This is a genomic window from Serratia sp. CC22-02, from assembly GCF_900182895.1.
GTDB lineage: Bacteria > Pseudomonadota > Gammaproteobacteria > Enterobacterales > Enterobacteriaceae > Serratia > Serratia nevei.
In genome coordinates this window covers 82,875-99,821 of sequence record NZ_FXUD01000002.1, presented here as the reverse complement: position 1 = coordinate 99,821, position 16,947 = coordinate 82,875, and the positions used below count along the sequence as shown (strand labels likewise).

Here is a 16,947-nt window from a genome sequence, read left to right as displayed (position 1 = left end):
CAAATTCATAGACAGGTTTACCCGCCATTTATTTATTGGTTCATGCAAACGCGCTAGGGTGATTGTTACCGATGACAACGATCATCCAGCACCGTTATTTATCTCCCGAGGTACGCCTATGCAATCCGAAGAACAACGCCTTATCGATGGTCTGTTTGGCCGCCTGAAAGAAGCCGAGACCAAGACGGGCCCACGGGATCTCCAGGCAGAACAGCAAATTAATCAGCATATTCGCGAGCAGCCTTCCGCCCCTTATTACATGGCGCAGGCAATGATCATTCAGGAAGCGGCGCTCAAACAGATGGACCAGCGGGTCAAAGAGCTGGAAGCCCAGGTCGCGCAGCTGCAGCAAACCGCCAGCGGCCAACAGAGCAGCGGCGGCTTCCTGGCCGGCCTGTTCGGCGGCGGCAGCCGCAGTACGCCAAGCCCGCGTGAACAGTATCAGGCGCAGCAGCAAAATACGGCGGCCTGGAACAACGCGCAGCAAGGGGGCTACTCACAGCCGCAGCAGCCAGCCTATGCCCAACCGCAGCAGGCGGCGCCTTCGCGCGCCGGCGGCTTCCTGGGTGGGGCTTTGCAAACCGCGGCGGGCGTCGCCGGCGGCGTGGTATTGGCCGACATGCTGACCGGCATGTTCCGCCATTCGCAGCCGCAGGAAATCGTGAATATTATCGAAGAAAACCCGGCACCGCTGGACGACAGCGCGATGCGCAATTTCGACGCCTCCAACAACCTTGATACCTTCAACAACGGCGACGGCGGCAGCTTCCTGAATCAGGACAACGGCTTCCAGAACGCCAACTATCAGGATGACACGGACTACGCCGACGACGATTACAACGACGACGACGATTCCTTCCTGTAATGCCCCTCTCCCCCTCTCACCCGCAGAGGGGGATTTCCCGTTTCGCCGATCTGGACTACAGTGAACGCTGTTCATTGATCCGGCCGGGAGAAACGATGCCGAGCTTTAATCCTTCAGCCCCGTACTTCAGCGAGCGCCTGCAGATGCGGCCGCCGGTGATGGCGGACCTCGAACGTTTCTACGCCATCTTTGGCGATCCGCAAACCCAACGCTTCAACCCCGCCGGCCCGCTCACCAGCGAAGCGCAGGCCGCTTCGGCGCTGCAGGAGCGGCTCGCCGTCTGGCGGCAACACGGCTACGGCTCCTGGGCGCTCGCCCTGCGCGAACGGTCGGATTGGGTTATCGGCTTTGGCGGCTTGTCCTGGAAACCGCTCGGCGCGCAGCGCACCGTTAACCTCGGCTATCGCTTCGACACCCGGGTGTGGGGCATGGGGCTGGCCACCGAGATGGCGCGGGCTTCACTGCAATACGGGTTTGTCGGTCTGGAGGTGGGTGAGATTTCTGCCATTGTGCGCGCGGAGAATCAGGCTTCGTGGCGGGTGCTGGAAAAGATTGGCATGCAGCGGGTGGATACGCTGGATGACGTGCCCGGCGCAGCGCCGAGCCTGGTGTATACGCTAAAGCGCGGCGACTATCAGGGCTGATCGTCGCTGATTTTGGCCAACGCCATGCGGTAAGATTTGACCTTCTGACGCTTTTTCAGCCAGGTGGCGGTAGAAACGATGAACACCGCGCCCGACATCGCCAATACGCCGGTCGGGTGGCCGTAAAACACCATCAAGGCAAAGTACACGGCGGAAACGATCGCCACCCATTTCGCCGTATTGCCCATGTCGTTCTTCTCCTGGGTCAAACGGCGGATGTGCTCTTCTTCACTGATTCCCATACGCGCTCCTTGTTGGCTGAACGTTCCATTATATGGAGCCGGAGTGCTGATATTTCAAGCGGTTGGATGGTAAAGAAGCGTAAAGCTCAGGCCGGCGGTTCCCGCCGCCGGGGCAGATAGCGCCCGGGCTGGTCGGCGCCCGGCAAACCGGTGCCGTCGTTGCGGCCAAATAGCCGGTAGCGATTGCCGGCAACCGCATCGTAGACCTTGTCCGCCAGCCGCGGTGGCAGGTAACGCGCCAGCGCCAGCGCGCGATACGGCCATCCCAATTGGCGCAACGCCTGGAACAGCGCCGCCGAACGCAGCCAACAGCGCCCCTGCTCAACATAGACCACGGAATCGAAACGATCGGTCGGCAATCCCAGCGCCTGCAGGATCGCCTGCCCTTCGACGGATTGCACCGTCGCCAACAGAATGCGCCGCTGCCGATCGGCGCGAATAAGATACCTCACCAGCCCGTGACACAGATTGCATTCGCCGTCGAACAACAGCGCGCACTCGCCGGGCTGGAGACAGGGCAGTTGTGCTAAAAGGGTCATCCCGCCTCCCGATAAACGCTCGCCTTAGCCTAACGCGCCTTGAGCGTGCGAACCAGAGCGGGATGACAGGGCCCGTTAAGGCGCAGGCGGGGCGTCAGGCACGGCCACCACCGCGACGCGCACCTCGTAATGCTTGGCGCTGCCCGCCGGGATCACCGCCGTCAGTTTGTTGATGGTTTCCACCGGATTGTCGCTGGCCGAGGTGGCGCAGAACAGTTCGCCGCCGTGGCAGAACCCCGGTTTGGGCGGGTGCCCGCCCGGGAAAGGCGGCATGCGCATCGGTTCATCCGCCACAGGCGGCAACGCTTTGGCCGCAGGCGCCTCAGGGGCCGACATCGCGCTCGCGCTGAACAACAGCGCCATGCCCATGCAGGGCAGCGCCAGGATCTTGATTGCTTGTTTCATTGAATTAGCCTCATTTGCCGGGTTCGGGATTACGCTACCCCGCCCCCGGCCAATGAGAAAGCCGCTTTTCGCTACCTTTTCGCCCCGCTACGTTTTGCTTACATCCCGCATCTAACGTGATGAAAGGCGAAAGGTGGGGTAAAGGGCCGCCGTGTTACTTACCGCCGGCCAGCGTGTTATAGCTGGTCATCAGATTGCGGTAGTCCGGGATATGGTTGGAGAACAGCGTGCCCAGGCCTTCGATGTCGTTGCGCCAGTCGCGGTGCAGCTCGCAGGCGACGCCGAACCAGGTCATCAGCTGCGCGCCGGCGGCTTCCATGCGGCTCCAGGCCGACTGACGCGTCAGCTCATTGAAGGTGCCGGAGGCGTCGGTCACCACAAAGACCTCAAAGCCTTCATTGAGCGCCGACAGCGCCGGGAATGCCACGCACACTTCGGTCACTACACCGGCGATGATCAGCTGTTTACGGCCGGTGGCTTTTACCGCCTTGACGAAGTCGTCGTTGTCCCAGGCGTTGATTTGGCCGGGGCGAGGAATAAAAGGGGCATCGGGGAATTGGGCCTTCAGCTCCGGCACCAGCGGGCCGTTGGGGCCGTTTTCGAAACTGGTGGTCAGAATGGTCGGCAGATTGAAGTACTTCGCTAAATCACCCAGCGCCAGCACGTTGTTTTTAAACCGATCGGGATCGATATCGCGCACCAGCGAAAGCAGCCCTGCCTGATGATCCACCAGCAATACGGCGGCCTGGTCCTTGTCGAGGCGCTTGTAATTTGCAGTCATGGTTTTACTCCTGTGGGGGTTGATGTTGCGGATGAAACGCCCCGCCGCTGGGACGGGGCGTTGAGGTTTAAGTGTAGCGCCTGGGCCGGGGAACACGTCCCGCCCCAGGCACCAAGGTCAGCCGGCGCTCTCTTCGGCGTTCATGCTGCCGAACTTGCCGCTGTTGAAGTCGCGGAACGCCTGCTGGATTTCCGCGTCGCTGTTCATGACGAACGGGCCGTAGCCGACGATAGGCTCATCGATCGGTTCGCCGCTCAGCACCAGCAGCGCGACGTCGTTGTTGGCTTCAATCGTGATCGAATCCCCCGCCCGGTCGAAACGCACCATTTGGGTTTCGCGCACCACCTCTTCGCCGTTGACCAGGATCGCGCCGTGCAGCATCACCAGCGCCAGCGTATGGCCTTCTTTCACCGTCAGCGTGGTGGTGTGGCCGGCATTCAGCTTCATATCCCACACGTTGAGCGGGCTGAAAGTGCGTGCCGGGCCGGCGTGGCCGCCAAAGTCACCGGCGATCACCCGCACCTGCCCTGCGCCGTCCGCCAGCGGAACCACCGGAATATCGGCGTTCAGCAGCGTCTGGTAACCGGGCTCGGCCATTTTGTCCTTGGCCGGCAGGTTGACCCACAGCTGCACCATTTCCATGGTGCCGCCCTTGCGCGAGAAGTCCCGCGAATGGAACTCTTCGTGCAGAATGCCGGAGGCGGCGGTCATCCACTGGACGTCGCCGGGGCCAATCACCCCGCCGCTGCCGGTCGAGTCGCGGTGTTCCACTTCGCCCTGATAGACGATGGTCACCGTTTCAAACCCGCGATGAGGATGCTGACCCACGCCGCGGGTGCCGGAGGCAGAGCGGAATTTGGTTGGCGCCGCGTGATCCAGCAGCAGGAACGGGCTCATTTCCGCCCCCAAATCGTTATAAGAGAACAGCGAATTCACCAGGAAACCGTTACCGACCCAATGTGCTTCCGGGCTGTTGTGAATACCGAGGATTTTTTTCATCTTGAACTCCCGTTTCAGACCTCACGGCCTTAAGTTGATGGCAGAAGTTTAATCTGCCGGGGTTTGCTGCAGTAGTAGGCAAGATGTACACTCAGCGTTCTACTGGTAGAACGATAAGGGATACGATGCTGACCGATCTGAACGATCTGTTTTTCTTCGCCAGCGTGGTCGATCACCAGGGATTTGCTCCCGCCGGCCGGGCGCTGGGCATTCCCAAATCCAAGCTCAGCCGCCGCGTGGCGCTGCTGGAAGAGCGGCTGGGCGTGCGCCTGATCCAGCGCTCGACGCGGCGTTTCTCGGTGACCGAGGTCGGCCAAAACTATTACGCACACTGCAAGGCGATGCTGGTGGAAGCGGAAGCGGCGCAGCAGGCGATCGAACAGACGCGCGCCGAGCCCTGCGGCACGGTGCGCATGTCGTGCCCGGTGGCGATCCTGCACACCCGCGTCGGCAGCATGGTGGCGGCCTTTATGGCCGACTATCCGAAGGTGACGGTGCATCTGGAGGCCACCAACCGCCGGGTGGACGTGGTGGGGGAAGGGTTGGATCTGGCGATCCGCGTGCGGCCGCCGCCGCTGGAAGACAGCGATCTGGTGCTGAAGATCCTGGCGCAGCGCACCTGGTGCGTCGCCGCCAGCCCGGCGCTGGTGCGCACCCTCGGGCCGGCGCACACGCCGGAAGACCTGCGTAAATACCCGACGCTCGATCTCGGCCCGGCGCGCGCTCAGCACCAATGGCGGCTGACCGGCCCGCAGGGTGAACGGGTCGAGTGGGAACACACGCCGCGGCTGGTCACCGACGACATGCTGATGCTGCGCACCGCCGCCATCGCCGGCGCCGGCATCGTTCAGCTGCCGGCGATGATGATGCGTGACGACATGCTGCGCGGCGAACTGGTCCAGCTGCTGCCCGGCTGGCAGCCGCAGGGCGGCGTGGTGCATGCGGTCTACCCGTCGCGCCGCGGTTTATTGCCGGCGGTGCGGCTGCTGCTCGATTATCTGGGCGAGCAGTTCGCCAGCATCGAAGAGGAGTGATTAGGCGGTAATTTCGATCGCGTTGCCGTCCGGATCGCGGATGACGGCCTCATAGAAGCCGTCGCCGGTCCAGCGCGGAGCGGACTGCAAGATACCCTCCTGCTGCGCGCGCTGCGCCAATCGATCGACCTGCCGTTCATCCCCCAGCGACAGCGCGATGTGCGCCCAGCCCACCCGTTCTTCCAGGGCCTGCGCCGGCAACAGCGTCGGCACGCGCATGATCTCCAGCGTCGGCCCGGCCGCCAGGCTGACGAAACGGGAAACAAACCCCGGCCGGTTGCGGCTGACGTACTCCTCACCCGCCTCACCGTTGAAATAGCGCTGCCAAAACGCCAGCTGCGCGTCGATATCACGGGTCCACAGGGCAACATGGGCTATTTTCATCATCATTCTCCGGTCGGTAAATCGCTGTGCCAAACCTGGCCGCCGCCCTGCGCCACCTGCAGCTCGAGCTGCGGGTGCGCGCCGCGCGCCGTCACCAGATGATCCACCCGCCCGGCGGGCAGGAAGGGGTAAGGGGCGTAGGTATTGAGCTTGTCGCGGGTACACAGCACCGCCACGCTGCCGGCGCGCGTCAGCAGCCGCTTTTTGAAGGTGGCGTCCTGGTAGCTCAGCGCGGAGAAGCCGCCGTCCGGGTCGTAGGCGCAGATGCCGGTGAACACCAGATCGAAATGGAAACCGTCTATCTCTTCCGCCGCCTTGGCGTCCACGCAGCCGCCAACCTGCGCATCCAGCTCACCGCCGATCAGGATGGTGCGGATCCCCGGCCGTTCCAGCATTTTGCCGGCGATGCTCAATGCATTGGTCACCACCGTCAAACGCCGATCGCGCGGCAACAGATCCGCCAGATACAGGTGGGTGCTGCCGGCATCGAGGAAGATCAGCTGCTCTTCACCTATCAACCCCAGCGCGGTCTGCGCCAGCGTCAGCTTCTCATCGCCGCTGAGCGCCATGCGCGCCGCAACGGGCCCTTCGGCCGGCGTCGGCGCCAGCGCACCGCCATAGATACGTTTACACAGGTTCTGCGCCGCCAGCTGGCGCAGATCGCGGCGGATGGTGGCTTCGGTGGTATTCAACCGCTGCGCCATCTCCAGGGCCAGCACCCGCCCCTGTTGGCGAAGCGCGTCGAGAATGGCCTGGTGGCGTTCATTCGGTAACAGTTTGGACATCGCGTAAATCCGGTGACGCTAAAGTGATCACGAATGTACATAAACGTACACAATCGAACAATCATTTTTTTCGCCACGCTGAAGCGGCAGCGCTCGTCTAGACTGAGAGTGACATCACCGATAAGGGATTATGACGCGATGACTTCCGCCGTGCTTTATACGCTGTTTCCCGCCGCAGCCACCGTCGTCGGCGCTGCGGTGGCACTCTATCGCCGCCCCGGTGCCGCCACGATGCGCGTCATCCATCACTTTACCGCCGGCATCGTTTTCGCCGCCGCCGCCACCGAAATCCTGCCCGATCTCAAGCAGCAGTCACCTTTGGCCGTGTTGCTGGGCGGCGCTGCGGGGGTGCTGTTAATGCTGCTGGTTAGGCAACTGGGTGAAAAAGCGCAGGGGCCGGTCGGTTTTATCGCCGCGGTCGGCGTCGATATCTTTATCGATGGGCTGGTGCTGGGTATTGCCTTCGCGGCCGGCGCCAAGGCCGGTCTGCTGTTGACGCTGGCGTTGACGCTGGAAGTGCTGTTCCTGGGGTTGTCGATCGTCGGCGATTTGAAAGACTTTCTCGGCAGGCGGCTGCGGGCCATGGCGGCGATAGTCGGCCTGGCGCTGCTGCTGCCCATCGGTGGCCTGCTGGGGGCGCCGGTGGCCATGCTGGGCGCATTTTGGCTGACCGCCTTTTTGGCCTTTGGCCTGATCGCCCTGCTCTACCTGGTCACCGAGGAGCTGCTGGTCGAAGCGCATGAAGGCGGAAAAGAGACACCGTTCGCCACCGCGATGTTCTTTGCCGGCTTCCTGCTGCTGTTGCTGTTAGAGGAAGGTTTGGGGTAAAAAAACAGGAATTTCATGGCGCATGCCGCCCGGAGGCAACGCTTTGGCTATACTGAGGCAGGCGAAGTTACCGTAGACGTAACGGCTTGGGCGTAAAGGGAAAACGATGTTATTGACGATCGCAAGGTGGCTGTTTCAACTCCCCGGGAAGCTGTTCGGGCTGATTTTTAAAAATCGCCTGAGGATATTTTTGTTCTTTATGCTGGTCGCCATCGCGGTGCTCGGCGCCAAGCGCTATCTGCGCGCTCATCAATATGACGACGAGTTCAGCCTCGCCGCCCCCACCGATTACAACCGCGCGATAAAGCGCGAAATGCCGCTGCGCGAGGCGCGTGAACAGTGCGGGGGGCCGCTGCACGACAATGCCGGGCAGCCGTGGCCCGCCTCAGCCGGTTATCTGCACCAGCCGACGCGGCTGCCCGCGACCGGTCTGCATCGGCTGACGCTGGATAATCAGGGCAACGATTTCGCGGTGCTGGTCAAGCTGGAAACGCCGACGGCACCGCAGCAGCTGGCGGAAGTCTTTATTCCGCCCGCCGGCAGCTTCGAAGTGAAAATCAATGCGGACGCGGAACACGTCATGAAAATCAAGAACATCAAGACCGGCTGCATGTTCCGCTCCCGGCCGTTCAACCTGGATAAACAGAGCGATTGGCGCATGCCGCTGACGCTACAAAAAGACGGCAGCCTGCAGCTGCAGTCGATAGGGGATCGCCAATTCTGATCGGGCGCCGGGCGCCGGGCGGAAGCGCCGGCGCCGCGAGGGTTACTTTTTCACCGGGTGATCGCGGCGGAACAGTTCCCAGCTTTCAATTTCCTGCCCACTCGGCAAGGTGCAGGTGGAATACTGGCCTGCCGCGTTCTCTTTGGCATTCAGCTTGCCGCCGATTTGGGTGCAATACACGTCGGCCGGGTTCGCCATGCCGATCGGTTTCACCTGCGGCGGTGGCGGCGCATCGTTGGATTTCACGGAACACCCCTGCAACATCGTCATCCCCGCCAACAGGGAAAGCATCAACGTTTTTTTCATTTTTCCAGCTTATGCAAAAAAGAACGGCGGAGCGCTCCGCCGTTCGTTCATCATGAAATAAAGGATTTGCCCTGTTTCAGCACCAGATCGCAGGCTTTTTGCTTCACCTTCTCGGTGATCTGCGAGGTGCCCAGGCTGTTCAGATCCAGGCTCTTGCCTTCGCCGGTCTGCAGCAAGCCGCCCAGGCCCTGCTGATAATCCTGGCTCTTGGCGTTTTCGGTGCTGGTGATGCCCAGCTTGCTGAGCAGCTGATCTTTCACCCCTTCGGCACCGTTAGCCGACAGCACGTTGTTTTTCACACAGTACTGCAGGATACCGGCGGCATTGGTCATGCTGCTGGAGCTCAACGCCTTGTCGCCACCGTTCAACAGGCCGGTCAGCGAGGAGAGCGACATGCCGCCGCTGCTGTCGCCGCCCGACTTGCTCAGTTCGCCCGCCGCGCTGCTGAGGGAATCCATCAGCCCGGCAGCCTGAGTGGCGCCGCTGGCCAGGGTAGCGGACAGCGCCAAGGCCAGCAGTAAACGATGTTTGGTGATCATAGTGGTAAAACTCCTGTAATAACGGCATGCGATCGGCGCAGCGCGCCGGGATACCCTTCCGACGCCGCTGGCGGCGACAAGTTCCTTTTATCTCGCCGCCGCGCCGTTTTTCGGAATTCAGGAAATTTAGAACTGCCAGCGCAGCCAGGCGAAGAACACGTTGCCGTTGTTATAGGTGCCGGGAATGTAGGTCGCCTGGAACGTCAGCCGCTGATAGCCGATAGAGGCCAGCGGCAGCGGTGCCGGGATAGGAATGTATTTCCAGTTGTCACGCGCGGTGACGCTGGCGGTGAAGCCCAGCCCCAGGCGGAAATCCTTGTCATCCAGCGGGCGCCAGATCTTCTCGTAGGCGTAGCCGCCGATCGGCTCCCACTTGTTGAAGGAATCCTTGAACGCCATGATGTAGATGCCGTGCCAGTCACCGTCGCTGTCGTAGCGGGAGATACCGTAACCGGCCCCCCACGGGCGCTCGTTGTACTTATCGATATGTTCATCATCGTAAGTCCAACGGTTGTGCCAGGTGATGGCCGGAATATAGAGATCGTGGTTAGGCGAGTTGTTCCAGGTCTCCGCCACGTTATCGGTAAAACGCTGCCATAGACCCGGTTTTTCAGCCTGCGCGGTATTGCCACTTTCTGTACCAACCTCAGCGTAAGAAGGCAGTGCAGGAAATATCAACGCCAGAGAACATGCCAAAAGAGTCCGTTTGAGAAACATCGTAAAGCTCCTGTAAAAATACGGCCGAAGATTCTTACCGATAGCCCAGGCAAGATCAAGCTGTATCTAATTTATCCAACGCCCGTTGTGCTTTGGTTAAGTTTAGCACCGGAAAATTCCCGATAACTTTTAACAGGTTGTGCCGGCCTGCGTATGCTATCGCCTTTCGGGCGGCAAAGCCGTGGGAAAAGTCCGCTTTGTCGCACACGACTCGCGGGCAAGGTGCTTGACCAACACATCGACATCGAGACGGTTCACAAACTCCAGGGAATAAGAAGAATAGAGACCGAACAGGCGATTCTGGTGCCCGACCACCACCAGATCGATACCGGCCTGATGAATGAAATCGTTGACGTCCTTAAAGCGCCGGATAGTGACGATTTCCTTGACCGCAACCGGCGCCTCGACGGCGCTCACCAGCCGGCTCAGCATCGCCTTGGCGGCGATCACCTCCTGCGCCTGGCGATCTTTGACCAGCGCATCGCTGCCGTACTCCAGCTCCGCATAGTCGGCGTTGAGGTGGCCGACGGTGATGGCGATCGGCAGCCCGCCCACCATCGCTAGCGTTTGACGCAGTAACGGCAGCCCATCGCGCTCATCGTGAATCAGTACCAGAATGTGTCGATAGCTTTTCATCGCTCTTTCCCCCGTCATTCAGTGCCACTGGGGCACCGCCCTCTTTGGTAGGTATACGCCATCTGCGCGCACGTAGAGAAAAGTTTACGTATCACTTCCCACGGAATGTGATGGCCACCACGTTATCTTAGCGACCGTGGCGGCGCATTTTAACGCCGGCCCGACGTGGCGCGCACCGCCGCCCCCGTAAAGCAAAGCTGACGGAAACCGACGAATAAAAAACGATCGCTGTTAAATTTTTGTTTTTAATTGGTTACAGAATGGTTTCTTGAAATAAGCGTGCGGCGGATCACCAAAATCCCCCTTTACGTCAGCGTCGGCTTTTCTTTTCCAGGCTAACTGCCGGGTACCGCCAGACAGGATTTAACGCGGCATCAAAAGTACCGGTAAACTCCCCCTGCGTCATGATAAATGCCAACGCGGCGCCGTTTCTCTGCTGATATTCCATCAAGGAAAAATACCGCCGCACGCCAATACGCAATACCCCTACTTTTTATGTATTACTCAATCGCGTAAAGCGCCGAATACAAACCGCCCATTTTTCGGCTGCCAACCCTATCTTGAACAAGTCGACGCTTTAAATAACTGTTAAAGCTAACGACACAACATCGCCAGCAATTTATTTTTGCTGATTTTCGCCTGACAAAATAAAGATAAATAATCCGGAGCAATCAATGAAAATAACTATCGGGTCATTCATTCTGCAACAGCTTCACGCCCTGAACGTCGATCGTATTTACGGCGTGCCCGGCGACTATAACCTCAGCCTGCTGGAGCTGCTGGAAAGCGACGACCGATTGGCGTTTATCGGCAACTGCAATGAATTGAACGCCTCCTACGCCGCCGACGGCTACGCCCGAATGAAAGGCGCCGGCGCGCTGATCGTCACCTACGGCGTTGGCGATCTGGCCGCGCTGTCCGGCATCGCCGGTGCCTATGCCGAATCTTCGCCGGTGATCTGCATTGCCGGCACGCCGCCGCTGCACGCGATGAAGAATCATCAGCTATTGCACCATACCCTGGGCGACGGCAATTTCGACAACGTCATGAACTGTTTTAAACAATTCACCGTTGCTCAAGCCTTGATTACGCCGGAAAATGCCGCGCAGGAAATTCCGCGCGTTATTTCCCGCGCCTGGATAGAGAAGAAACCGGTCTATTTACAGCTGCCTTCCGATATTTGCGACGTCGAAATTGAAATCACCGCAGCCGCAGCGGCGCCGCAGTTGCCGGCCAGCGATAAATACAATGTGCAATTAGCGGCGATGGCGCTGTTAACCAAAATAAAACGCGCACAGCGCCCGATCATGTTGATCGACCAAATGGTGGATCGCTATCAGCTGCAGCAGCGGGTTATCGAGGTCGCTCATCGCTTTGCCATTCCGCTGACCAATATGCCGACCGCCAAATGCATTATTCCGGAAGATACCGCCGGTTGGATGGGCGGCTACAGCGGCAACCTGTCGCGCCCCGAACTGTATGAACGCATGGCCCACTCGGACTGCGTGCTGAGCTTCGGCGTGCGTCTGGTGGACTCCACCACCGGCTATTTCTCGCAGCAAATTCCCGCCGCCGCTCAGGTGGATATCCAACCGTTCTCGCTGAAGCTGGACAACACCTCCTACCCGGCGGTGGCGGCGGCGGATCTGCTGCAGGCGCTGCTGGATCTGAGTGAAGACGCGCCGGTACAGCCCCTGGCGCCGCTGCCCGATCCACGAGAGAAGCTGGCGACGCCGAGCGATACCCCCATCGACCAGGCCTATCTGTGGCAACGGATCCAGCGATTTATCCGGGCAGATGACGTGGTGGTGGTGGAAAACGGCACCTCGGGCGCCGCCATCGGCGGCATGCGCATGCCCGGCGGTGTCAAGGTGGTCAACCAACCGATCTGGGGTTCGATCGGCTATACCCTACCGGCGCTGCTCGGCACCCTGATGGCGGCGCCGGAGCGCCGGCATCTGCTGTTCATCGGTGACGGCTCCTTCCAGCTCACCGCGCAGGAAGTGTCTACCCTGCTGCGCTGCGAGCAAAAGCCGATCATCTTCCTGATCAACAACGACGGCTACACCATCGAGCGGTATATCCTCGGCGAAAACTCGTCCTACAACGACATCGGCCCGTGGGACTACGCCAAACTGCCGGCGGTGCTGAATACTCAGGCGCAGCCGTTCAGCGTGGCGGTGGAGACCACGCAGCAGCTGGAAATGGCCCTGGAACGCGCCTCGCGGCAGGATCGGCTGGCGTTTATCGAGGTGAAAGTGCCGATGATGGACACGCCGCCGGTGATGAAAGAGTTCTGCAACCGCTGCAACAGCTTTAACTTCGGCCTGACCAACCCACGCCGCAGCGCCTGAGGCGCTACCGCGCCGCCGGTGGTTCAGGCCACCGGCGGCATTTTTTTATGTCGTTACCCGCCGGCGCGCGCCATGCAACGCTGGCGGCGTTCGTCCACCCGCTTGGCGAACCAGGCGGTGGTCAGCTTGCGGGTGATTTTCGGGCTCTCCAGCTGGATACCCGGCAGCATCTCACGCGGCAGCTTGCCGCCCGCCAGCGCGTAGACCTTCTTATACAGGTCGGTGTCGGCAAAGCCGGCCGTGTCGCCTTTCTCGAGCGCCCGGCGAATGGCGCTGTCGCTCATGTTCAGGCGCTTGCCGAGCGTGCGCACCGCCAGCTCGGTCGAGCCGGGCTTGTCGCTGCCGAAATCGATCAGGTCGCCGTCCAGCGCCAGCGGAATCGCGCTCGCCCGGCTGACCGCGTTTTGGAACGCCGCGTTGCGGCTGGCGTACCAGCCGGCGTTGAAGTCGGCAAAGCGATAAATCGGCCGGCTGTAATCGACCGGATACCCCAGCAAATGCATAATGCCGAAGTACATGCCACCGCGCCGGCTGAAGACTTCGCGGCGAATCGAGCCGTCGATCGGATAAGGGTACCCTTTGGCGTGCGCCTCGGCGAAGGCGACGCTCACCTGCATCGGGCCGCCGGTATGTACCGGGTTTAAATGCCCGAACAGCTTCTGCCCCATCGGCACGCGGTCGATCATGTCATCGAAGATATCGCTCAGATCCTTCTCGGTACGCACCTTATCCAACCGCTCGCTGTAGCTCTTCCCGTTCGACGACGAGATCTTCAACGCGGTGTGCACCAAAAAGTTCGGGATGTGCATCTGATCGGCACGGCGATCGATCTCCTTCCAGGCGATCTTCGGCAGCCCCGGCACCTGCGGGTTGGCCTGGAACGTCGACTCCTGTTCGGTCACCGCCAGCACCGAACACAGGTTCTCATCGCTCGGCTCGATGCCCTGCGCGGCGAAGGCGGCGGTAATATCGGTAGCCCAGCCCTGACGATCGCCGGCGTTGGCCGGGATCAGCGTCATCAGTCGGGCTTTGACGTCGGCGGGGCGCGCCGCCGGCGCCGTGGTGGGGGTTTTACTGGTACAGCCCGCCAGCGCCAGCAGCGCGGCCAGGCTCAGCCAACGGAAGGGCGTCGGGTGAAATAAACGAGGTATCGGCATCTTTTCCCTGAACGTGATGACATGAACAGCACTGAAATTAGCCCAGCCGCCGCGCACAATCCAGTATAAAGATATCGCCGCGCCTTCCCGTCAGGCCGCTATGTTCAAACGCCTCATAAAGATGTATTTTATATACATCATATAAATCACTTTGCTTGCCCAGCCAGAGGAGCCCCTTATGGAGCAGCAGCTGCTTTGCTACAAAACCCTGCCGGAATGGAGCAGCGACACGCTGCCGGAGGCCTTCCGCCAGCGCCACAACACCCAGAGCGGCACCTGGGCGAAGCTCACCGTCCTGAGCGGCAGCCTGACGTTCGCCATGATGACCGAAGACGGCGCCACCACCGAGACCTGGCAGTTCAGCCCCGAAAGCCAGCCGCCGTTTATCGCGCCGCAGCAGTGGCATCGCATCGTTTCCTTCTCGGACGACATGACCTGCCGGCTGGCGTTTTACTGCACGCCGGAAGATTACTACCACAAGAAATACGAACTGACGCGCACCCACTCTGAAGTGATCGAGGCGGCGGCGCGCATCGCGCCGGGCAAGGCGCTGGATCTGGGCTGCGGCGGCGGCCGCAATTCGCTCTATCTCAATCTGAAAGGTTTCGACGTCACCGCCTGGGACAAGCACGCGCCGTCGATAGACCGCCTCAATCAGATCATCGACGCCGAGCAGCTGACCCGCCTGAGCGCCAGCGTGCAGGATCTCAATACCCACCGCTTCAGCGGCGAATACGACTTCATCCTGTCCACCGTGGTGATGATGTTCCTCGAACGCCAGCAAATTCCGTCTATCGTGCAAAACATGCAGGACAGCACCGTGCGCGGCGGCCATAACCTGATCGTGGCGGCGATGGATACCGAGGATTATCCCTGCCCGCTGCCGTTCCCGTTCACCTTCAGCCCGGGTGAGCTGAAGCATTATTATCGCAACTGGGAGATCCTCAAATACAACGAAGACGTCGGCCAACTGCACAAGACCGACGCCGCCGGCAACCGCATCTCGCTGCGCTTCGCCACCCTGCTGGCGCGCAAGCTATAGCGCGTCGTGAAAGATAACCCCCAGCGTGTGGCGTTGGCCGGCGTGTATCCGGCTGACGCCGTGGCGCAGATTGACCCGATAGTAGCCTTTCACTCCCGCCACCGGCCGGTGATGCACGGCGAACACTACCGCGTCGCCCTGCTGCAGCGGCACCACCTCAGGCCGACTCTGCATCCGCGGCCGCTGTTCGGTCAGCACGAATTCGCCGCCGGTGAAGTCCCGTTCAGGGGCGGAAAGTAAAAACGCCACCTGCAGCGGAAACACCCGCTCGCCGTACAGATCCTGATGCAGGCAGTTGTAATCCCCCGCTTCGTAACGCAACAGCAGCGGCGTCGGCCGCCGTTGGCCGGCCCGGTGGCATTCGGACAGGTAGGCCTCGTGTTCGGCGGGATAGCGCGCCGTCAAACCCAATAAGGTATTCCACCGGTTGGCCACCGGCGCCAGCCGTGCATACATCAGGCTGCGCACCTCGGCCACCGGAAGCGGCAGCGGATAGGCGAAATACCGGTACTCGCCGCGGCCAAAACCGTGCTTCGCCATCACGACGCGGCTGCGGAAGTGCGCATCGTGCGGGTAGAACGCCGCCAGCTCGCGGCACAGGTCTTGGCTGAGCACGCCTGGCAACCGCGCGCAGCCCTGCGCATCGAGTTCGCGTTCAATCGCCGCCCAGTCCAATTCGGCCAGCCGCGCCGCCAGCGGGCCGCTCATCGCTGCGCCTCTTTTTCCAGCAAGGCTTGCTTGCGCTCGACGCCCCAGCGATAGCCGGACAAGGCGCCGTCGTTGCGCACCACCCGGTGACAGGGGATCGCCACCGCCAGCACGTTGGCGGCGCAGGCGCCGGCCACCGCGCGCACCGCTTTGGGCGCGCCGATGCGCCGGGCGATATCGGCATAGCTGACGGTCTCGCCGACCGGTATCGTCCGCAGCGCCTGCCAAACCCGCTGTTGAAACGCGGTGCCGCGAATATCCAGCGGCAGCGCCAACCCGTTCTCCGGCGCTTCAATCAACCCCACCACCTGCGCCATCAGCGCTTCATACTGAGCGTCGCCGCCGATCAGCTCGGCATTAGGGAACTTGTCCTGCAGATCCTGCACCAACCGCTGCGCATCGTCCCCCAGCAAAATGGCGCAGATGCCCACCTCGCTCTGCGCCGCCAGGATCTCGCCCAGCGAACAGCGCCCGACGGCGAAATGGATGCGCATGCCTTTGCCGCCCGCCCGGTAAGCCTTCGGCGTCATGCCCAGCGCGGCGTTGGCTTGCTGGTAGAAACGGCCGTTGGCGCCATAGCCGGCGTCGAAGATCGCGTCGGTCACCGTCTCCTGCTGCGTAAGACCGGTGCGCAGCCGTTGGCTGCGCTGCGCGTCGGCATAGCCTTTCGGCGTCAGGCCGGTGATCGCTTTGAACAGCCGGTGGAAATGGTATTGGCTCAACCCGACGTGGCGCGCCAGCGTCTGCAGCGACGGCGCTTTCTCCGCCCGTTCAATATAGCGGCAGGCCTCGGCTATCTGCCGCGCATGCTGCTCCGTCAACGGCGTCAGCCCCTGGCGGCAGCGTTTGCAGGGCCGATAGCCGGCCGCCTCCGCCTGCTCGGCGTCGTCGAACAGCTCCACGTTTTGCTGGTTCGGCTGGCGTGACGGGCAAGAAGGTGAGCAATACACACCGGTGGTTTTCACCGCGTAGATAAAGCGGCCGTCGGCGTGCTTGTCGCGGCTGACGATCGCCAGCCAGCGCGGATCGGCGCTGTCGATTACGTTTTTCATCATCCGTTCCTCACTGCGGTTTCGATGTTAACCAGCATAGTGACGGGCCGTTGGCGAAACACGCCGACTCTTGCTTTTTAATTCGGCGCCGACGTTTTCAACAATGTTTCGACAATTTTTAACCAACAACATGAAGTTTATTACGTTGCCAACCCGGTTGCACAGCGTTAGGATCGCGGCCGGCCACGGGCGTGGCCAGTGTTTTT

Annotated in this window: 21 protein-coding genes; 7 read left to right on the top strand and 14 right to left on the bottom strand. The window is 61.1% G+C overall.

The window, feature by feature from the left end; translation table 11 throughout:
• Window positions 1–118 precede the first annotated feature (118 nt).
• Window positions 119–865: a DUF2076 domain-containing protein gene (locus tag QOL81_RS07260; RefSeq protein ID WP_060423237.1), complete on the top strand. Its 747-nt coding sequence runs from the start codon at window positions 119–121 to the stop codon at window positions 863–865.
• 95 nt (window positions 866–960) lie between these two features.
• Window positions 961–1,509 carry a GNAT family N-acetyltransferase gene (locus QOL81_RS07255; RefSeq protein WP_087763260.1) on the top strand — a complete coding sequence of 183 codons (549 nt, stop codon included), beginning with the start codon at window positions 961–963 and terminating at the stop codon, window positions 1,507–1,509.
• On the opposite strand, the gene QOL81_RS07250 is transcribed toward QOL81_RS07255, so the two are convergent.
• The 5 genes from QOL81_RS07250 to QOL81_RS07230 all read right to left on the bottom strand — a co-directional run bounded on the left by QOL81_RS07250 (window position 1,500) and on the right by QOL81_RS07230 (window position 4,475).
• A complete protein-coding gene (locus QOL81_RS07250) occupies window positions 1,500–1,751 on the bottom strand; it encodes a hypothetical protein (RefSeq protein WP_033642017.1) in 252 nt (83 codons plus the stop codon). The two genes, QOL81_RS07255 and QOL81_RS07250, sit on opposite strands and share 10 nt — an antisense overlap.
• 86 nt (window positions 1,752–1,837) lie before the next feature.
• Entirely contained in the window at window positions 1,838–2,290 is a 453-nt protein-coding gene (locus QOL81_RS07245) for a thiol-disulfide oxidoreductase DCC family protein (protein ID WP_070915503.1), read from the bottom strand.
• A gap of 75 nt (window positions 2,291–2,365) precedes the next feature.
• A complete protein-coding gene (locus QOL81_RS07240; protein WP_025301705.1) occupies window positions 2,366–2,695 on the bottom strand; it encodes a hypothetical protein in 330 nt (109 codons plus the stop codon).
• Between the two features lie 154 nt (window positions 2,696–2,849).
• Window positions 2,850–3,476, bottom strand: coding sequence for an isochorismate family cysteine hydrolase YcaC (ycaC, locus tag QOL81_RS07235; RefSeq protein ID WP_060423224.1), 627 nt, complete (start codon window positions 3,474–3,476; stop codon window positions 2,850–2,852).
• A 117-nt stretch (window positions 3,477–3,593) separates the two neighbouring features.
• Window positions 3,594–4,475, bottom strand: coding sequence for a pirin family protein (locus tag QOL81_RS07230; RefSeq protein ID WP_283439757.1), 882 nt, complete (start codon window positions 4,473–4,475; stop codon window positions 3,594–3,596).
• 125 nt (window positions 4,476–4,600) lie between these two features.
• Between QOL81_RS07230 and QOL81_RS07225 the strand changes: the two genes are divergently transcribed.
• The gene (locus QOL81_RS07225; protein ID WP_049273915.1) at window positions 4,601–5,509 is read left to right on the top strand and encodes a LysR family transcriptional regulator; all 909 of its coding nucleotides are present in this window, start codon (window positions 4,601–4,603) and stop codon (window positions 5,507–5,509) included.
• Here QOL81_RS07225 and QOL81_RS07220 read toward each other — a convergent pair whose 3' ends face one another.
• Window positions 5,510–5,893, bottom strand: coding sequence for a VOC family protein (locus QOL81_RS07220; protein WP_060423221.1), 384 nt, complete (start codon window positions 5,891–5,893; stop codon window positions 5,510–5,512). It lies immediately after the preceding gene.
• Window positions 5,894–5,895: 2 nt separating this feature from the next.
• Window positions 5,896–6,678, bottom strand: a complete 783-nt coding sequence (locus tag QOL81_RS07215; RefSeq protein ID WP_070915501.1) for a DeoR/GlpR family DNA-binding transcription regulator — start codon at window positions 6,676–6,678, stop codon at window positions 5,896–5,898.
• A gap of 138 nt (window positions 6,679–6,816) precedes the next feature.
• On the opposite strand from QOL81_RS07215, the gene QOL81_RS07210 reads away from it, so the two are divergent.
• Together QOL81_RS07210 and QOL81_RS07205 are read left to right on the top strand one after the other, a co-directional pair.
• Window positions 6,817–7,506: a ZIP family metal transporter gene (locus QOL81_RS07210; protein ID WP_070915500.1), complete on the top strand. Its 690-nt coding sequence runs from the start codon at window positions 6,817–6,819 to the stop codon at window positions 7,504–7,506.
• Window positions 7,507–7,612: 106 nt separating this feature from the next.
• A complete protein-coding gene (locus QOL81_RS07205) occupies window positions 7,613–8,230 on the top strand; it encodes a hypothetical protein (RefSeq protein WP_047728779.1) in 618 nt (205 codons plus the stop codon).
• Between the two features lie 42 nt (window positions 8,231–8,272).
• Here QOL81_RS07205 and QOL81_RS07200 read toward each other — a convergent pair whose 3' ends face one another.
• The 4 genes from QOL81_RS07200 to QOL81_RS07185 all read right to left on the bottom strand — a co-directional run bounded on the left by QOL81_RS07200 (window position 8,273) and on the right by QOL81_RS07185 (window position 10,428).
• Window positions 8,273–8,536: a putative hemolysin gene (locus QOL81_RS07200; RefSeq protein ID WP_004940597.1), complete on the bottom strand. Its 264-nt coding sequence runs from the start codon at window positions 8,534–8,536 to the stop codon at window positions 8,273–8,275.
• Window positions 8,537–8,586: 50 nt separating this feature from the next.
• Window positions 8,587–9,075 (bottom strand): YjjA family protein, encoded by a 489-nt coding sequence (locus tag QOL81_RS07195; protein WP_015376789.1) that lies wholly within the window; start codon window positions 9,073–9,075, stop codon window positions 8,587–8,589.
• Between the two features lie 126 nt (window positions 9,076–9,201).
• Entirely contained in the window at window positions 9,202–9,792 is a 591-nt protein-coding gene (gene pagP, locus QOL81_RS07190) for a lipid IV(A) palmitoyltransferase PagP (protein WP_025301698.1), read from the bottom strand.
• A 156-nt stretch (window positions 9,793–9,948) separates the two neighbouring features.
• The gene (locus QOL81_RS07185; RefSeq protein ID WP_060423210.1) at window positions 9,949–10,428 is read right to left on the bottom strand and encodes an adenine nucleotide alpha hydrolase family protein; all 480 of its coding nucleotides are present in this window, start codon (window positions 10,426–10,428) and stop codon (window positions 9,949–9,951) included.
• Window positions 10,429–11,102: 674 nt separating this feature from the next.
• Here QOL81_RS07185 and QOL81_RS07180 point away from each other — a divergent pair.
• Entirely contained in the window at window positions 11,103–12,782 is a 1,680-nt protein-coding gene (locus QOL81_RS07180; protein WP_060423204.1) for an alpha-keto acid decarboxylase family protein, read from the top strand.
• Window positions 12,783–12,835: 53 nt separating this feature from the next.
• Here the strand turns inward: QOL81_RS07180 and QOL81_RS07175 are convergent, their stop codons facing one another.
• Entirely contained in the window at window positions 12,836–13,939 is a 1,104-nt protein-coding gene (locus QOL81_RS07175) for a DUF1615 domain-containing protein (protein WP_060423200.1), read from the bottom strand.
• Between the two features lie 178 nt (window positions 13,940–14,117).
• On the opposite strand from QOL81_RS07175, the gene tehB reads away from it, so the two are divergent.
• Window positions 14,118–14,981, top strand: a complete 864-nt coding sequence (gene tehB / locus QOL81_RS07170) for an SAM-dependent methyltransferase TehB (RefSeq protein WP_070915498.1) — start codon at window positions 14,118–14,120, stop codon at window positions 14,979–14,981.
• On the opposite strand, the gene QOL81_RS07165 is transcribed toward tehB, so the two are convergent.
• Entirely contained in the window at window positions 14,976–15,689 is a 714-nt protein-coding gene (locus QOL81_RS07165) for a 2OG-Fe(II) oxygenase (protein ID WP_070915496.1), read from the bottom strand. The two genes, tehB and QOL81_RS07165, sit on opposite strands and share 6 nt — an antisense overlap.
• Window positions 15,686–16,741, bottom strand: coding sequence for a bifunctional DNA-binding transcriptional regulator/O6-methylguanine-DNA methyltransferase Ada (ada, locus tag QOL81_RS07160; RefSeq protein ID WP_070915494.1), 1,056 nt, complete (start codon window positions 16,739–16,741; stop codon window positions 15,686–15,688). The genes QOL81_RS07165 and ada overlap by 4 nt, the downstream gene beginning before the upstream one ends.
• Window positions 16,742–16,947: the final 206 nt, after the last annotated feature.

Excerpts from the sequence above, each read along its gene's own strand:
- QOL81_RS07260 (WP_060423237.1), top strand. The coding sequence starts at position 119 with ATGCAATCCGAAGAACAACGCCTTATCGATGGTCTGTTTGGCCGCCTG.
- QOL81_RS07255 (WP_087763260.1), top strand. The coding sequence starts at position 961 with ATGCCGAGCTTTAATCCTTCAGCCCCGTACTTCAGCGAGCGCCTGCAG.
- QOL81_RS07250 (WP_033642017.1), bottom strand. The coding sequence starts at position 1,751 with ATGGGAATCAGTGAAGAAGAGCACATCCGCCGTTTGACCCAGGAGAAG.
- QOL81_RS07245 (WP_070915503.1), bottom strand. The coding sequence starts at position 2,290 with ATGACCCTTTTAGCACAACTGCCCTGTCTCCAGCCCGGCGAGTGCGCG.
- QOL81_RS07240 (WP_025301705.1), bottom strand. The coding sequence starts at position 2,695 with ATGAAACAAGCAATCAAGATCCTGGCGCTGCCCTGCATGGGCATGGCG.
- ycaC (WP_060423224.1), bottom strand. The coding sequence starts at position 3,476 with ATGACTGCAAATTACAAGCGCCTCGACAAGGACCAGGCCGCCGTATTG.
- QOL81_RS07230 (WP_283439757.1), bottom strand. The coding sequence starts at position 4,475 with ATGAAAAAAATCCTCGGTATTCACAACAGCCCGGAAGCACATTGGGTC.
- QOL81_RS07225 (WP_049273915.1), top strand. The coding sequence starts at position 4,601 with ATGCTGACCGATCTGAACGATCTGTTTTTCTTCGCCAGCGTGGTCGAT.
- QOL81_RS07220 (WP_060423221.1), bottom strand. The coding sequence starts at position 5,893 with ATGAAAATAGCCCATGTTGCCCTGTGGACCCGTGATATCGACGCGCAG.
- QOL81_RS07215 (WP_070915501.1), bottom strand. The coding sequence starts at position 6,678 with ATGTCCAAACTGTTACCGAATGAACGCCACCAGGCCATTCTCGACGCG.
- QOL81_RS07210 (WP_070915500.1), top strand. The coding sequence starts at position 6,817 with ATGACTTCCGCCGTGCTTTATACGCTGTTTCCCGCCGCAGCCACCGTC.
- QOL81_RS07205 (WP_047728779.1), top strand. The coding sequence starts at position 7,613 with ATGTTATTGACGATCGCAAGGTGGCTGTTTCAACTCCCCGGGAAGCTG.
- QOL81_RS07200 (WP_004940597.1), bottom strand. The coding sequence starts at position 8,536 with ATGAAAAAAACGTTGATGCTTTCCCTGTTGGCGGGGATGACGATGTTG.
- QOL81_RS07195 (WP_015376789.1), bottom strand. The coding sequence starts at position 9,075 with ATGATCACCAAACATCGTTTACTGCTGGCCTTGGCGCTGTCCGCTACC.
- pagP (WP_025301698.1), bottom strand. The coding sequence starts at position 9,792 with ATGTTTCTCAAACGGACTCTTTTGGCATGTTCTCTGGCGTTGATATTT.
- QOL81_RS07185 (WP_060423210.1), bottom strand. The coding sequence starts at position 10,428 with ATGAAAAGCTATCGACACATTCTGGTACTGATTCACGATGAGCGCGAT.
- QOL81_RS07180 (WP_060423204.1), top strand. The coding sequence starts at position 11,103 with ATGAAAATAACTATCGGGTCATTCATTCTGCAACAGCTTCACGCCCTG.
- QOL81_RS07175 (WP_060423200.1), bottom strand. The coding sequence starts at position 13,939 with ATGCCGATACCTCGTTTATTTCACCCGACGCCCTTCCGTTGGCTGAGC.
- tehB (WP_070915498.1), top strand. The coding sequence starts at position 14,118 with ATGGAGCAGCAGCTGCTTTGCTACAAAACCCTGCCGGAATGGAGCAGC.
- QOL81_RS07165 (WP_070915496.1), bottom strand. The coding sequence starts at position 15,689 with ATGAGCGGCCCGCTGGCGGCGCGGCTGGCCGAATTGGACTGGGCGGCG.
- ada (WP_070915494.1), bottom strand. The coding sequence starts at position 16,741 with ATGAAAAACGTAATCGACAGCGCCGATCCGCGCTGGCTGGCGATCGTC.